At 67.4% G+C, this 15010-nt stretch carries 13 protein-coding genes; 6 read left to right on the top strand and 7 right to left on the bottom strand.

The window, feature by feature from the left end:
- Positions 1 to 2 precede the first annotated feature (2 nt).
- Positions 3 to 1418: an FAD-binding oxidoreductase gene (locus tag EV656_RS11915; protein ID WP_132604276.1), complete on the top strand. Its 1416-nt coding sequence runs from the start codon at positions 3 to 5 to the stop codon at positions 1416 to 1418.
- Positions 1419 to 1614: 196 nt separating this feature from the next.
- Here EV656_RS11915 and hemC read toward each other — a convergent pair whose 3' ends face one another.
- Positions 1615 to 2565 carry a hydroxymethylbilane synthase gene (gene hemC, locus EV656_RS11910; protein WP_132604273.1) on the bottom strand — a complete coding sequence of 317 codons (951 nt, stop codon included), beginning with the start codon at positions 2563 to 2565 and terminating at the stop codon, positions 1615 to 1617.
- A gap of 104 nt (positions 2566 to 2669) precedes the next feature.
- On the opposite strand from hemC, the gene hemE reads away from it, so the two are divergent.
- On the top strand, positions 2670 to 3701 hold the full coding sequence (hemE, locus tag EV656_RS11905) for a uroporphyrinogen decarboxylase (RefSeq protein ID WP_132604270.1): 1032 nt from the start codon (positions 2670 to 2672) through the stop codon (positions 3699 to 3701).
- Between the two features lie 143 nt (positions 3702 to 3844).
- Here hemE and EV656_RS11900 read toward each other — a convergent pair whose 3' ends face one another.
- On the bottom strand, positions 3845 to 4423 hold the full coding sequence (locus EV656_RS11900; protein WP_132604267.1) for a YqgE/AlgH family protein: 579 nt from the start codon (positions 4421 to 4423) through the stop codon (positions 3845 to 3847).
- 115 nt (positions 4424 to 4538) lie between these two features.
- On the opposite strand from EV656_RS11900, the gene EV656_RS11895 reads away from it, so the two are divergent.
- Positions 4539 to 5363: a protein-disulfide reductase DsbD domain-containing protein gene (locus EV656_RS11895; protein ID WP_132604264.1), complete on the top strand. Its 825-nt coding sequence runs from the start codon at positions 4539 to 4541 to the stop codon at positions 5361 to 5363.
- A 2-nt stretch (positions 5364 to 5365) separates the two neighbouring features.
- Here the strand turns inward: EV656_RS11895 and EV656_RS11890 are convergent, their stop codons facing one another.
- The 5 genes from EV656_RS11890 to EV656_RS11870 all read right to left on the bottom strand — a co-directional run bounded on the left by EV656_RS11890 (position 5366) and on the right by EV656_RS11870 (position 12256).
- Positions 5366 to 8761: an efflux RND transporter permease subunit gene (locus EV656_RS11890; protein ID WP_132604261.1), complete on the bottom strand. Its 3396-nt coding sequence runs from the start codon at positions 8759 to 8761 to the stop codon at positions 5366 to 5368.
- 3 nt (positions 8762 to 8764) lie between these two features.
- Positions 8765 to 10225 (bottom strand): efflux RND transporter periplasmic adaptor subunit, encoded by a 1461-nt coding sequence (locus EV656_RS11885; protein ID WP_132604258.1) that lies wholly within the window; start codon positions 10223 to 10225, stop codon positions 8765 to 8767.
- 101 nt (positions 10226 to 10326) lie between these two features.
- Entirely contained in the window at positions 10327 to 10869 is a 543-nt protein-coding gene (gene moaB, locus EV656_RS11880) for a molybdenum cofactor biosynthesis protein B (protein ID WP_132604255.1), read from the bottom strand.
- Positions 10866 to 11471 carry a metallophosphoesterase family protein gene (locus EV656_RS11875; protein ID WP_132604252.1) on the bottom strand — a complete coding sequence of 202 codons (606 nt, stop codon included), beginning with the start codon at positions 11469 to 11471 and terminating at the stop codon, positions 10866 to 10868. Before EV656_RS11875 ends, moaB begins: the two co-directional genes overlap by 4 nt.
- Positions 11468 to 12256, bottom strand: coding sequence for a uracil-DNA glycosylase (locus EV656_RS11870; protein ID WP_132604249.1), 789 nt, complete (start codon positions 12254 to 12256; stop codon positions 11468 to 11470). Before EV656_RS11870 ends, EV656_RS11875 begins: the two co-directional genes overlap by 4 nt.
- 95 nt (positions 12257 to 12351) lie before the next feature.
- On the opposite strand from EV656_RS11870, the gene EV656_RS11865 reads away from it, so the two are divergent.
- From EV656_RS11865 to pyrC, 3 genes are read left to right on the top strand one after another with little or no spacing between them, the layout of a single operon-like run.
- Positions 12352 to 13311, top strand: coding sequence for an aspartate carbamoyltransferase catalytic subunit (locus EV656_RS11865; protein ID WP_132604246.1), 960 nt, complete (start codon positions 12352 to 12354; stop codon positions 13309 to 13311).
- Positions 13304 to 13738 (top strand): hypothetical protein, encoded by a 435-nt coding sequence (locus tag EV656_RS11860; protein ID WP_132604243.1) that lies wholly within the window; start codon positions 13304 to 13306, stop codon positions 13736 to 13738. The genes EV656_RS11865 and EV656_RS11860 overlap by 8 nt, the downstream gene beginning before the upstream one ends.
- Positions 13735 to 15009 carry a dihydroorotase gene (pyrC, locus tag EV656_RS11855; RefSeq protein WP_132604240.1) on the top strand — a complete coding sequence of 425 codons (1275 nt, stop codon included), beginning with the start codon at positions 13735 to 13737 and terminating at the stop codon, positions 15007 to 15009. The genes EV656_RS11860 and pyrC overlap by 4 nt, the downstream gene beginning before the upstream one ends.
- Position 15010: the final 1 nt, after the last annotated feature.

The following is a 15010-nucleotide window of genomic DNA, read 5'->3' as shown; positions in this document are numbered from 1 at the left end:
GAATGTCCCTGATCGCCGAGCTAGAGGCCCTGCTGGGCAAGGCCCATGTCCTGACCGGAACCGACACCGCCGGCTACGCCACCGACTGGACCGGGAAATATGCCGCCACGCCCCTGGCCGTGCTGCGCCCCGCCGACCGCGACCAGGTTTCCGCGATCCTGCGGCTGGCCAATGCCACGCACACGCCCGTCGTGCCCGTTGCGGGCCGAACCGGGCTGGCGGGCGGCGCGCTGGCAGACGGGGCGCTGATGCTCTCGGTCGAACGCCTGAACACCATCCAGGACATCAACCCCGCCGCCCGCACCGCCACGGTCGGGGCGGGCGTGATCCTGTCGCGCCTGCACGACGCCGCCGCAGATCATGGCCTGACCTTTCCCATGACCTTCGGCGCGCGCGATTCGGCGATGATCGGGGGGCTGCTGGCCACCAATGCGGGCGGGTCCAACGTGCTGCGCTATGGCAATACCCGCGCGCTGTGCCTGGGGCTGGAGGTTGTGCTGGCAGACGGCCGGGTGATGGACGCAATGGGCGCGCTGCACAAGGACAACACCGGCTATGACCTGCGCGACCTGATGATCGGGTCCGAGGGGACGCTGGGGATCATCACCGCCGCCGTGCTGAAACTGGTGCCGCTGCCGCGCGCCCATGCCACGGCGATGGTGGCCCTGCCCGACCTGGGCGCGGCGCTGGACCTGCTGAACCTGCTGCAACAGGCCACCGGCGGCGCGGTCGAGGCCTTCGAATACATGCCCGACACCTATATGCGGCGGCTGGCCACCTGCCGCCCGGACCTGCGCCCGCCCTTTGAACAGACCTACCCCGTCGCGGTCATGGTCGAGATCGGCGCCACCGCGCCGCGCGATGCCGAACCGGGGCCGGACGGGCGCCTGCCACTTGTGGCCCTGCTGGAGGAAACCCTCGCCGCGCAAATGGAGGCCGGCACCGTTCTGGACGCCGTGATCGCCCAATCCCAGGCGCAGCGCGCCGAAATGTGGCTACGCCGCGAACTGGCCGCCGAGATCACCTTTTCCCGGCAACCGGCGGTGGACAACGACATCGCCCTGCCGCTGGACCGTGTCGGAACCTTCCTGGATCGGATGGAAACCCGCCTGCCGCAGATCGACGCCGGGGCGGAAACCATCACCGTGGGTCACCTGGGCGACGGCAACCTGCATTACGTGGTCTGGCCCACGCGCGGTGACGAGGCGATGAAAGAAACCATCCGCACAGCCGTAGAGGACGAGGTCGCCACCCTCGGCGGCAGCTTCTCGGCCGAACACGGGATCGGGGTGTCGAAACTGTCCACCATGGCGCGGCGCAAGGATGCGGTGGCGCTGGACGTGATGCGGGCGATCAAGTCCGCGCTGGACCCCAACGCCATCCTGAACCCCGGCAAGGTACTACCGCCCAACGCATGAACGCCGGATCGCGGCCAACGGAAGTTCGATGCGGAAACCGCGAAGGGGGCTCCGCCCCCGTCCTTCGGACTCCCCCGGGGTATTTGCACCAAGAAGAAGATCGAAGACGTATCCATTCTTCTTCTTGGCCAAAATACCCTGGGGGTCCGGGGGCAACGCCCCCGGCGGGTCGCCTTGCGTCAGCAAGGCGAAACCCTCAGTCGTCGATCCAGTCGAAGAAACCCTCTCCGGCCTGTTCGCGCAGCTTCTTGCCCAGGGCCCAGCCCATTTCGGCCGCATCCTCGATCGGCGCGCGATCCTCGCCGGTGATGCTTTCGCTGCCATCGGGGCGCAGGATCTCGCCCCGCAGCCAGATATTGCCGCCTTCGTGCTGGGCCAACCCGCCGATGGGCGTTTCGCACGACCCGTCCAGCGCGGCCAGGAACGCGCGTTCCGCAGCCATCTGCTCGCCGGTCTGCTTGTCGTGCAGCGCCTCCATCAGGTGCGCGGCCTGCGCGTCATCGGTGCGCCGTTCGATCCCGATCGCCCCCTGCGCCACGGCGGGCAGCATTTCCTCGGGTTCGATGGTCGCACGCGCAACATCAGCCATGTCCAGCCGGTTCAGCCCGGCCATCGCCAGGAAGGTGGCGTCGGCCACGCCGTTGCCCAGCTTTTCCATGCGCTTTTGCACATTGCCGCGGAATTCCACCACCTTCAGATCGGGCCGCCTGTTCAGCAGCTGCGCCCGGCGGCGCAGGGACGAGGTGCCGACCACCGCGCCCTCGGCGACCTGGGCCAGCCCCTCGAACTTGTGCGAGATGAAGGCGTCGCGGAAATCCTCGCGCGGCAGGAAGGTGTCCAGCACCAGCCCCTCGGGCTGTTCGACGCCCATGTCTTTGGTCGAGTGGACGGCGATATCGATCCGGCCGTCCAGCATCGCCTCTTCGATTTCCTTGGTGAACAGGCCCTTGCCGCCGATCTCTTTCAGGGCGCGGTCCAGCACCTTGTCGGCGATGGTCTTGATGACCACGATCTCGAAGGCATCCTCGGGCAGATCGAAGGCCGCCATCAGCATCGACCGGGTCTGATACGCCTGCGCCAGCGCCAGCGGAGAGCCGCGGGTGCCGATCTTGAGGGGTGAAGCGGGGGAAGGAAGTGTGATAGCCATGCGCCAAACCTCTAATCGCGTCACGTCGTCCTGACAACTCGGCCCGTCTTGACATGCTGACGCAAGCAGGGGACGACAGGCGGAACTCTTAAACGGGGAATACGATGGCGGAAACCAAAAAACTTCTGAAATCTCTGGCGGGTGAAGTGCAGGAGGTGCCGCCGGTCTGGCTGATGCGCCAGGCGGGGCGCTACCTGCCCGAATATCGGGCCACCCGGGCCGAGGCCGGCGACTTCCTGTCGCTGTGCTACAATTCGGACCTGGCGGCCGAGGTGACGCTGCAACCGATCCGCCGCTACGGCTTTGACGCCGCGATCCTGTTTGCCGATATCCTGCTGCTGCCCCAGGCCCTGGGGGCCGACCTGTGGTTCGAAACCGGCGAAGGGCCGCGGATGTCCACCATCGGCGGCGCGAACGACCTGAAGGCGCTGAAGGGCAAGGACGACATTCACGAGCACATGGCGCCGGTCTACGAAACCGTGCGCATCCTGTCGCGCGAACTGCCCAGCGAGACCACGCTGATCGGCTTCGCGGGCGCGCCCTGGACCGTGGCCACCTACATGATCGCCGGCCGCGGCACCAAGGATCAGGCCCCGGCGCATGCGATGCGCACCGGCGACACCGCCACCTTTGAGGGGCTGATCGACCTGCTGACCGACGCCACCATCGAATACCTGTCGCAACAGGTCGAGGCCGGCGCCGAAGTGATCAAGATCTTCGACAGCTGGGCCGGCTCGCTGAAGGGCGAGGCGTTCGACAAATACGCGGTGGAACCGGCGAAGAAGATCATCGCCGAGCTGAAGGCCCGCCATCCCGGCCTGCCCTGCATCGCCTTCCCGCGCGAGGCGGGCGACAAGTATATCGGGTTCGCCAATGCGACCGGCGCGGATTGCGTGGCGCTGGACAATTCCGTCGATGCCACCTGGGCCGCCCAGAACGTGCAGGTTGACGGCTGCGTTCAGGGCAACATGGCGCCCAACCTGATGGTCACCGGCGGCCAGGAACTGATCGACGAGACCAAGCGCATCAAGGAAGCGTTTTCCAAGGGGCCGCATATCTTCAACCTCGGCCATGGCATCACCCCGGATGCCGACCCCGAGAACGTGCATGTGATGCTGGAGGCGCTGCGCGGCTGAACCGCCGCAAGCGCGCAAATTGCAGGGCCTGCGCATCGGCGCGGGCCCTTTTCTTGTTGCACCGCCCGCGGGGGGCGCTGCCCCCGCCGCCGGGTTCCCCGGCGACCCCCCCGGGGTATTTTTCCCAAGAAGAAGGGGCGCGGTCAGGCGCGTCCGGCAGCGGCCGACAAGAGCAGCGGATCGATCCCCAGGCTGCGGATCGCGCGTTCCCATTTCGTGGCGTCGGTGCCGCCAAAGACCAGGTCGGGCGCGGCCTCGCAGGTCAGCCAGCCGTTTTGCTGGATCTCGTCCTCCAACTGCCCCGGCCCCCATCCGGCATAGCCCAGGGCCAGCAACGCCTGCCGCGGCCCGTTCCCGCCGGCGATATCCTCCAGCACGTCCAGCGTGGCAGTCATGGCAAAGCGGCTGTCCACGCGCAGGGTCGTTTCGCGCGCCTGGCCATAATCGCCGCTATGCAAGACGAAGCCACGGGCATGTTCGACCGGCCCGCCGAAATGCACCCGGATCTCGCGGGCGCCGGGGGCGCGGGAAATGTCCAATTGCGTCAGCAGGTCATAGAAGGACAGCCCGTCCATAGGCTTGTTGACGATCAGGCCCATCGCGCCCTCGTCGGAATGGGCACAAAGATAGACTACGGACCGCTCGAATCGCGGATCGCCCATTCCAGGCATGGCGACCAGCAGCTTTCCGTGCAGTTGAAGGGGGGCATCGGTGTCGTGCATGGACCAAGAATGTGCCCGCCAGGAACATGGCGCAAGGCCGGGGTGAGACAATTTTCGCGGTGCTCTCGCCCGAATGTGAATTCCGCTTTCCCGCCCGATGACTAGGTTATCGATCATGGGAAAGACATCGCTTCGCCAACTGACCGCCGCCGCCGCAATCTGTGCCGGGCTGGGCCAGCCCGTGGCCGCCGGCAGCCCCGAGGGGCAGATTCTGCATGCCGAACTGCTACCCGGCTGGCAGACCGAGGACGGCACCTATATGGCCGGGCTGCGGCTGGACCTGGCGCCGGGCTGGAAGACCTATTGGCGCGCGCCGGGCGATGCGGGGATACCGCCGCGCTTTGACTGGTCCGGGTCGCAGAACCTGGTGGGCGTGCAGGTGCATTGGCCAGCCCCCAAGGTGTTCATTTCAAACGGAATGCGCACCATCGGCTATGACAGCCAGGTGGTCCTGCCCGTGGAACTGACCCCCGCGAAACCGGGCGAGCCGATCGCCCTGCGCGCGCATATGGAACTGGGCGTGTGCCACGACATCTGCATGCCGATGGACCTGCGGCTGGACAGTGCCCTGCCGACCGAGGGGCGCGGCTGGCAGCAGGAACCGATTCGCGCGGCGCTGGACGCCCGCCCGGTATCGGCCGAACAGGCCCATGTGGGCCAGGTTCGTTGCGAGGTAGAGCCGATCGCCGACGGCCTGCGCCTGACGGCGAAAATCGACATGCCCACCCTGGGCCCGGACGAGGCGGCGGTGTTCGAACTGCCCGACCCCTCCATCTGGGTGTCAGAGGCGCAGACCGCGCGGCAGGGCATGCGCGTCGTGGCGCGCGCCGACCTTGTGCCGGTCACCGGGCAGCCCTTCGCGCTGGACCGCTCTGCGGTTCGGATCACGGTCCTGGGTGAGGAACGCGCCGTCGATATCCGCGGCTGCGCGGGGAACTGACCTCAGGCTCGCCGCGCCAGCCCGACGGCCAGTGCCGCCCCGAAATACGCCATCACCAGCAGTACCGCCGATCCCGCCAGGAACAGGCCCAGCGCCGCGACCATGGCGGGCGACCCCGCCAGCGCGGGCAGAAGTGCCGTCACGGCGCCCGGCAGCGCGCCGGTGACAGCGGCAACCCCCAGCGTCGCCGCGAACCACAGCGCCATCAGCCCCGCCGCGCCCCCGGTCACCCAGCGCACGGGACGACCGCGACCGCCCGCGCGCAAGGCGTGGCGCAGCGCATTCACCTGCTTGCCCACGTCCTGTTGCATGGCCAAAAGCGCGGGCACCACCAGCAACACCAGCACCACGCCAAAGCCCAGCCCATAGGTCAGGGTGATGACGGTGGGCTTCAGGAACTGCGCCTGTTGGGATTGCTCAAACAACAGCGGCGCCAGGCCCAGCACGGTCGTCGCGGTGGTCAGCAGCACGGGCCGCAGCCGGTCGCAGGCCGCGTCGATGATCGCCGGGAACAGGCCGCGGGTTTCGGCATATTCGTCCACCGTGCTGACCAGCACGATGGAATCGTTGATGATGATGCCCACCATCCCGATCAGCCCGACGATAGAGAACATCGACAGCGGCACCCCCCATTGCAGGTGCCCGTAGACCACCCCGATCAGGCCGAAGGGGATCACCGCCATCACCACCACCGGCCGCGTCCAGCTGGAGAAGATCCACGCCAGCACCAGGTAGATACCGATCAGCGTCATGTAGAGCCCGAACTTGGCGTCGTTCAGGAACTCGTCCTCCTGCTCTGCCAGCCCCGACAGGCGCCAGGCGACACCGTGTTCTGTCTCGATCCGGGGCAGGATGACCTCTTGCAGTTCGGTCATGATCTCTTCGGCCCGGACCGGGTCGTCCTCGGATATATCGCCGGTGACGGACACCACACGCAGCCCGTTTTCCCGCCGGACAGTCGAAAAGCCGGTGCGCCGCTCGACGGTGACGATATCCGAAAGCGGCAGGTATTCGCCCGAGGGCGCGCGCAAGAGGGTCCGTTCCAGGAAATCGGCGGTCAGCTCTCCGGCGGGCAATTCCACACGGATCGCGGCCGAGCGGGGACCGTCGGGATAGGTCGCGGCCTCGATCCCGTTCAGGCGGTGACGCAGCACGCGGCCCAGTTCCTCGATGGTGAACCCCACGGCGGTTCCCTGCGCCGTCAGGTCCAGGATCAGCTCTTCCTTGTCATAGGCCATGCTGTCCTGAACGGCAGAAACCTCACCATATTGCGCGACCTCGGTTTTCAGCGCCTCGGCCGCGGCCTTCAGCGTATCCGCATCGGCGCCGTAAAACTGCACGTCCAGCGCATCGCCCCCCGGCCCCGAGCGCCAGCCGCGGAAGCTGACGGTTTCGGCCTTGGGATGCTGGATCACCGCGCCCTGCAATTCGCCCACGAACTGGAAGGATGAATAGGGGCGCAGGTCCGCGTCGATCAACTCGATCGCGATAGAGCCAAGCTGATCCTCGTCCTTGGTATCGGCGCCAGCCAGGCCGCGCCCGGTGGTCCCGCCCACCTGCGCCAGGACGTAATCCAGCGGGTTGACGCCGTATTCCTCCTCATAACGCTTGGCGACCTCTTCGGTGGCGCGCTGCATTTCGCGCATCATTTCCATGGTATCTTCGCGGGTGGCACCGGGCAGCATCGCGAAATTGCCGGTCACCGAACTGCGTTCCGGCGCGTTGAAAAAGCGCCAGGGCACATCGCCCCGGATCAGCAGCCCGACCTGGCTGGCCAGCAGCAGGACCGTCAGCGCCAGAACCGGGTAGCGTGCCCAGACAACCCCCGCCATAAAGGGCCGGAACAGCGTGCGGCGGAACCAGGTAAAGCCGCGGTTCACCACGCGCGAGGGCGCATCGTACCAGTGCTGTTTCGCCGAATGGGTCAGCGCATGGGCCATGTGGTTGGGCAGGATCAGAAAGCATTCCACAAGCGAGGCCAGCAGCACCGCGATCACGGTAAAGGGAATGTCGGCGATCATGTCGCCGAACCGGCCGCCGATCAGAACCAGGCCGAAAAACGCGATCACCGTGGTCAGGGTAGAGGAAAAGACCGGCGCAGCCATGCGGCGCGCAGCGTTCTCGGCGGCCTGAACCGGGCTTTCGCCCAGCCTTCGGGCCCGGAAATCGGCATGTTCGCCCACGACGATGGCATCGTCCACCACGATGCCCAGCGTGATGATCAGCGCAAACAGCGAGATCATGTTGATGGTCAGACCCGACAGGTACATCAGCGCGATGGTCGCCAGCATCGCCACGGGAATGCCCGCAGCCACCCAAAAGGCAGTGCGCGCATTCAGGAACAGGAACAGCAGCAGCAGCACCAGGCCCAGCCCCATCAGACCGTTGTCCAGCAGGATGTCCAGACGTCCCTGGATGAACTCTGCCCGCGTGCGGATCAGATCGACCGAAACCTCGGGCGGCAGGGTCAACTGCAATTCCGCCACGACATCCTCGACACGGTGTTGCAGCGCGATCGCGTCCCCCTGGGCCGAGCGGTCCACCCGGACGCTGATCGCCGGGTTCTCGCCCACGAAATAGGCGCGGGCGCGGTCCACCCCCTCGACCCGCACGGTGGCGACATCGCCCACCGTCAGTTTCGATCCGTCATCATTGGCACGCAGCACGATCCCGGCGATCTGGTCGGCATCGCGCTTTTCCACGCCGGTCCGCACCCGTGCGCTGCCGCCCGACACGTCGCCCGCGGGCGCGGTGTCGACCTCGGCGGCGATGGCGGCGGCGATTTCGGCCATGCTCACGTCATGGCGGATCAACTCGCCCGAGGGCACCTCGATCACCAACTCCGGCGCGGCAAGACCCTGGATCGTGGTCCGCGTCACGTTGGCGGAATAAAGCCGCGTCACCAACTCATCGGCAAAGCGGCCAAGCTGGTCCACCGCCACGGGGCCGGTAATCACGATATCCGTCACCCGGTCGCGCCAGGCGCCGCGGCGCACCTCTGGCTCTTCGGCCTCGTCGGGCAGGGTGGTTACGCCGTCCACGGCCACCTGCACATCGTCGGCGGCGCGCGACATGTCCCAGCCCGGCTCAAACTCCAGGTTGATCGACGCGCTCCCCTCGGAGGAGCGCGACTCGGTGCTTTCCACACCCTCGACGGCCATCAGCACAGGTTCCAGAACCTGCACGATGCCCGCATCCACATCCTCGGCGCCCGCCCCCTCCCAGGTGACGGCCACGGTCACGTCGTCGATCACCACGTCGGGGAAGAACTGCGCGCGCATCCGCGGCGCGGCGGCCAGACCGGCCACGATCAGGATCACCAGCAGCAGGTTCGCGGCGGTGCGGTGCCGGGTGAAGTAGGACAGCACGCCGCCCGCGGCAGAGGGGAAACGGGACATGGATCAGCCTCCCATCCGGCTTTCGATGCGTTCCACCATCCGGGCGGGCACGCGATCCTGTTCCAACTGCGCCTTGACGCGGGCCTTGGCCGCGTCGGGCATCATCGGGTTGCCGTCGATAAAGGCGATCAGCGCCGCGCGGCGTTCGGGACTCAGTTCAACCAGGTCCGGCGGCTGCCCCCCGCCCGCATCGGCGCCCGGGCGGATCGGGCGCACCTTGATCCCGGCCCCCAGCAGGGGCGAGCGTTCGGCGACCACCTCGCGCCCGGCCAGATCGGCCCCGCGCACGATCACATCGTCATCCTGGCGGCGCAGCAGCGTGACGGCGACAGCCTCCAGCCGGTCATCCTGACCCAGAACCAGCAATTCGCCCGCCGCGTTAATCGCCGAGGCCGGCAGGCGTGCCACCCCGTCCAGCGGCGGTTCCTCAATCCGGACGGTCACGAAATCGCCCGGGCGGAACCCCGCAGCACCGTCCAGACGGGCGTACAGAACCCGGCCCACCTGCCCCTCGCCCACGGCGGCACTTTCGCGGGTGATGGTGCCGGTCGCCTCCAGATCCGCGCCAAAGACATCCAGAACGACCGTCACCGGTGCGGGGCGCAATTTCCCCGCTTCGTCCAGCAGGCGGCTGTATTGCACCGTGGACAGGCGGAACGACACCTCCAGCGCGCTGGCGTCGATCAGGTCGGCGACCCGCTCGTTCGAGGACACAAGCCCGCCCTCGGTCAGACTGACATCGCTGAACTGGCCCGACAACGGGGCATAAAGTTCTGTATCGGCCAGATCGCGTTCGGCCTCGGCCAGGTTGATGCGGGCGCGTTCCAGGCCGGTGCGCGTGGTTTCCAGCGCGGCCTCTGCCTGGGCCACGGATTGCCGGCGCGACACCACCGCCTGATTGGCCGAGGCCACCACCAGTTCGGCCTCTTCCACGGCGGAATCGGTGCCAACGCCCCGGTCGCGCAGGTTTTGCTGCCGTGCCAGCGCGCGTTCGCGCAGGCGGGCCTGTTCGCGGGTCGCCTCCAGCTCTTCGCGGGCCAGCTCCAGCGTGCGTTCGGCATCGCGCAGATCGGCCTGGGCCTCTGCCAGATCGGTGCGGGCCACCTGCAACGCCGATTGCGCATCGGCCGGGTCCACGCGCAGCACCAACTCGCCCTTGCGGACGATGCCGCCCTCCTCGAAATCGGGGTGCAGTTCGATGACCTCGCCGCCCGATTGCGCGCGCAATTCCAGCGTGCGGCGCGCGCGCACCTCGCCAAAGGCCGTCATCACGGGCGTCACCTGCCCCGGCTGATAGCTCAGCACGTTGACCGCAAAGATCCGTTCGCGCGGGGGGCGCTGCATCGGTTCCTGCGACAGGCGGGCCTGCACCGAGGAATAGATCGTGTTCCCCGCATAAGCGAGGATACCCACGGTCACGGCAATCAGGAACAACCCCACAAGGCTGCGGCGAAGAAATCGCATCTATCGGCTCCTTTCCCGGGCGGGAAAATGGCAAATGCCTTGCGCTAGATAGGCGCAGCGCGCCCATCCGCCAAGAAACATCTCCGTTACGCTTTTGCGCGCTATTTCCGTCGCCGGTGCTCGTCCAGCCGCGGAAAGATCTCGACGAAATTGCAGGGCCTGTGCCGGTAATCGAACTGCGGGGCAAGGATTTCGTCCCAGGCATCCTTGCACGCGCCGGGGCTGCCGGGCAGCGCGAACAGATAGGTGCCGTGCGCGACCCCCCCCGTTGCGCGGCTCTGCACCGCCGAGGTGCCGATCTTGGCCATCGAGACCATGGTAAAGACCGTGCCGAAGGCCTCGATCTCTTTTTCATAGACATCGCGGTGCGCCTCGACGGTGACATCGCGGCCGGTCAACCCGGTGCCGCCGGTCGAAATCACAACGTCGATTTCCGGGTCGGCGCACCATTCCCGCAATTGTTCGGCGATCTGGGCGCGTTCGTCGGGCAGGATGGCGCGGGCGGCCAGGACATGCCCCGCCCCCGTGATCCGGTCGGCCAGCGTCTGGCCCGAGCGGTCGTCGTCTATCGTGCGGCTGTCCGACACGGTCAGCACCGCGATGCGCACGGGGATAAATTCCTTGGTCTCGTCGATGCGGCTCATGGATCCTCCCCGATCTGGAACCAGTTGACGAAGGGGCCCAGGTTGACGACGCGGGTTGCGCCGATCCGGCCCTCCTGCCCCCAGCTATCGTGGATATGGCCGCAAACGGCAAGCTGCGGTTGCACCCGGAAAATCGCCTGCCGGATCGCCGTGGACCCGACCGACAGCCCGGCCGAGGTCACATCGGCAATCCCCTTGGGGGGCGAGTGGAACACCATCACGTCGGCGGCATCGCAGGCGTTCAGCATCTCCTCGGCCTGATCCTCGGTCAGGTCGCAGGACCACGCGCCAAAGGGGGTGACCGGCACGCCATAGCCCAGCCCGAACAGGCGCAGGCCAGCAACCTGCACCCCCTGCCCGTGCAGCACATGGGCACCCTGCGGGGCGGCGGCGCGCAACTCGTCCACGCTTTCGCAATTGCCGGGCACCAGAACCATGGGCGCGGCGATCCCGGCGATCAGGTCCATCGCCTGGGCCAGCCCGTGACGCGCGTTGCAGAAATCCCCCGCCCCGATCACCAGATCCGCCTGCGCCGAGGCCGCGACCAGCGCCGCGGCATCCGGGCGCGACAGGTGCAGATCGGAAAAGGCCAGGATCCTCATCCATCCCCCCGCAGTTTTGCCTGCAACATCAACAGGTCATGCCACGCCTCGCGTTTCGCATGGGCGTTGCGCAACAGGTAGGCGGGGTGGAACATCGGCAGCGCCGGACGGCCCAATGCCTGCACCCAGTTGCCGCGCAACCGGGTGATGCCCTTGCGCCCCAACAGCGCCCCGCAGGAAATGTTGCCCATCAGCACCAGCACGTCCGGTGCAACCAGATCCACATGGCGTTCAATAAATGGCAACAGCATCGCCACCTCTTCCGGTTTGGGGTCGCGGTTCTGCGGCGGACGCCAGGGCAGGACGTTGGTGATATAGACCGCGCGCTGCGCGTCCGGGTTGGCCCGATCCATGCCAATCGCGGCGAACATGCGGTCCAGCAATTGCCCCGCGCGCCCGACAAAGGGTTTGCCCTGGATATCTTCATCCCGACCGGGCGCCTCGCCGATGACCATCACGCGGGCGGCCGGGTTGCCATCGGCAAAGACCAGGTTGCGCGCGCCCAGCTTGAGGTCGCAAAACTCGAACGCGGCCATGGCCGCGCGCAGCGCGTCCAGATCGCCCGCCCCGGCGGCGGCCTCACGCGCAACGGCCACCGGATCGACCTGGGCCACTATTGGCGGCGGCGGGGCGGCGGTCGGCGCAGGCTTGGGCACGGCGGCGGGGGCCTGCGCCGCCGCCTCATAGCGGTTCACCGGCGCATCGCAGATCGCCTCCGTCGCGCCCAGTTCGATCTGCCAGTCCAGCAGCGCCCGCGCGGTATGATGATCCAGAACCGACTCCATTCGCCAAAGGTAGGCGGCGCGGGCAGAAGGGGCAACGCTCCCTTGCCGGGGCGGGACACGCTTTCTATAAGCGACCCGATCAGGTCGGAGGCCCCATGACATTCCGCGCGCGCCATCTTTTGGGCATCGAACCGCTGAAGCCCGACGAAATCCGAACCGTTCTGGACCTGTCCGAACATTACGTCGATCTGAACCGCAGCCCCGAGAAACACGCCGACGTGCTGCGGGGCATGACCCAGATCAACATGTTCTTCGAGGCATCGACCCGCACCCAGGCCAGTTTCGAGATCGCGGGCAAGCGCCTGGGCGCGGACGTGATGAACATGGCGATGCAGGCGTCCAGCATCAAAAAGGGCGAAACGCTGATCGACACGGCGCTGACGCTGAACGCGATGCATCCCGACCTGCTGGTCGTGCGCCAGCCCAATTCCGGCGCGGTGGACCTGTTGGCGCAAAAGGTGAATTGCGCGGTGCTGAACGCGGGCGACGGGCGACACGAACATCCAACCCAGGCCCTGCTGGACGCGCTGACGATCCGCCGGGCCAAGGGGCGGCTGCAACGCCTGACGGTCGCCATCTGCGGCGACATTGCGCATTCGCGCGTGGCACGGTCGAACATCCTGCTGTTGGGCAAGATGGAAAACCGCGTGCGCCTGATCGGCCCGCCCACGCTGATCCCCGCCCGCGCCGCCGATTTCGGGGTAGAGGTCTATGACGACATGCGCGCGGGGCTGGAGGGTGCGGATGTCGTGATGATGCTGCGCCTGCAAAAGGAACGGATGGATGGCGGCTTCATCCCCTCCGAGCGGGAATATTTCCACCGCTACGGGCTGGACGCCGAAAAGCTGGCCTATGCCAAGGACGACGCCATCGTGATGCATCCGGGGCCAATGAACCGGGGCGTGGAAATCGACGGCACCATCGCCGACGACATCAACCGCAGCGTGATCCAGGAACAGGTGGAAATGGGCGTGGCGGTGCGCATGGCCGCGATGGACCTGCTGGCGCAAAACCTGCGGGCCGCACGCGCCGGCGACGGAGGTATCTATGTTTGACCCCAAGCTGCAAACCCCGCTGGACGACGGCGAAACCGCGCTGGCGCGGTTCCAGCCCGACCGGGGCACCTATATCAAGGCCCATGTCATGCTGGCGGTCCTCGGCGGGCTGGCGGCGACCCTGGGCCTGGCGCTGATCGGCAACCCCTACCCCTGGGCGGGGATCGTGGCGGGCGTACTGGGCGTGGGCACGCGCGGCGCCTACCTGATGAAGGAAGAGCTGGCGATGCAGTGGACCCTGACCGACCGGGCGCTGCTGGGCCCCGGCGGGCGGCGAATCCTGCTGGGCAACATCCGCACCGCGCGCAAACTGGGCAGCGCGGTACAGGTGGTCACGATTTCCGGTGACAAGCATCTGGTAAAATTCCTGTCCGACCCGGATGCGGTGCGCGCGCGCATCGACAGCGCGCGGGGGACAGCGCAATGAAAACCCTTTTCAAGAACGCCCGCCTGATCGACCCCGAGGCCGAAACCGACGCCCTCGGCTGGCTGCTGGTCGAGGGCGGCACGATCCTGGCCATCGGCACCGGGCAGCCCCCCGCCGCCGACAACGTCATCGACTGCGCGCGCAAATGCCTGGCGCCGGGCATCGTGGATATCGGCGTCAAGGTCTGCGAACCGGGCGAACGGCACAAGGAAAGCTTTGGCTCAGCCGGGGCGGCGGCGGCGGCGGGCGGGGTGACCACCATGGTCACGCGGCCTGACACCCAGCCTGCCATCGACACGCCCGAGGTTCTGGAATTCGTCACCCGCCGCGCGCGCGAGGCATCGCCGGTCCGCATCAAGCCCATGGCCGCCCTGACCAAGGGCCGCGAGGGCCGCGAGATGGTCGAGATCGGCTTTCTGCAGGACGCGGGCGCCGTGGCCTTTACCGATGGCGACCAGGTGGTGGAAAACAACAAGGTGCTGTCCCGCGCCATGACCTATGCCCGGTCCCTGGGCGCGCTGGTGATCGCCCATCCGCAGGATCCGGGCCTGTCGGCGGGGGCGAGTGCCACAAGCGGCAAGTTTGCCTCGCTGCGCGGTCTGCCGGCGGTGTCGCCCATGGCCGAACGCATGGCGCTGGACCGCGACCTGGCGCTGGTGGAGATGACGGGCGTGAAATACCACGCCGACCAGATCACAACCGCCCGCGCCCTGCCCGCGCTGGAACGGGCCAAAGGGAATGGCCGCGACGTAACGGCGGGCGTGTCGATCCACCACCTGACGCTGAACGAGCTGGACGTGGGCGACTATCGCACCTTCTTCAAGGTGAAACCGCCCCTGCGCGCCGAAACCGACCGCGTGGCCCTGGTCGAGGCGGTGGCCAGCGGGCTGATCGACGTGATCTGTTCCATGCACACCCCCCAGGACGAGGAATCCAAGCGCCTGCCCTACGAAGAGGCCGCCGCCGGCGCGGTCGCGCTGGAAACCCTGCTGCCCGCGGCGCTGCGGCTGGTGCATGCAGACGCCATTGCCCTGCCCCGTCTGTGGCGCGCGCTGTCGCTGAACCCGGCGCGGCGGCTGGGGCTGGATACCGGGCGGCTGGCCACGGGGGCGCCTGCCGATCTGGTGCTGTTCGACCCCGACGCGCCCTTTGTGCTGGACCGCTTCACCCTGCGTTCGAAATCGCTGAACACCCCGTTTGACGGCGCGCGGATGCAGGGCCGCGTGCTGGGCACCTGGGTTGCCGGCAAACATATTTTCGAGGGAGGCTGAC

Source organism: Rhodovulum adriaticum (assembly GCF_004345735.1).
Taxonomy (GTDB): Bacteria; Pseudomonadota; Alphaproteobacteria; order Rhodobacterales; family Rhodobacteraceae; genus Rhodovulum; species Rhodovulum adriaticum.
Note: the sequence above shows the minus strand (reverse complement) of the source record. Positions and strands in the feature narration are given on the sequence as shown.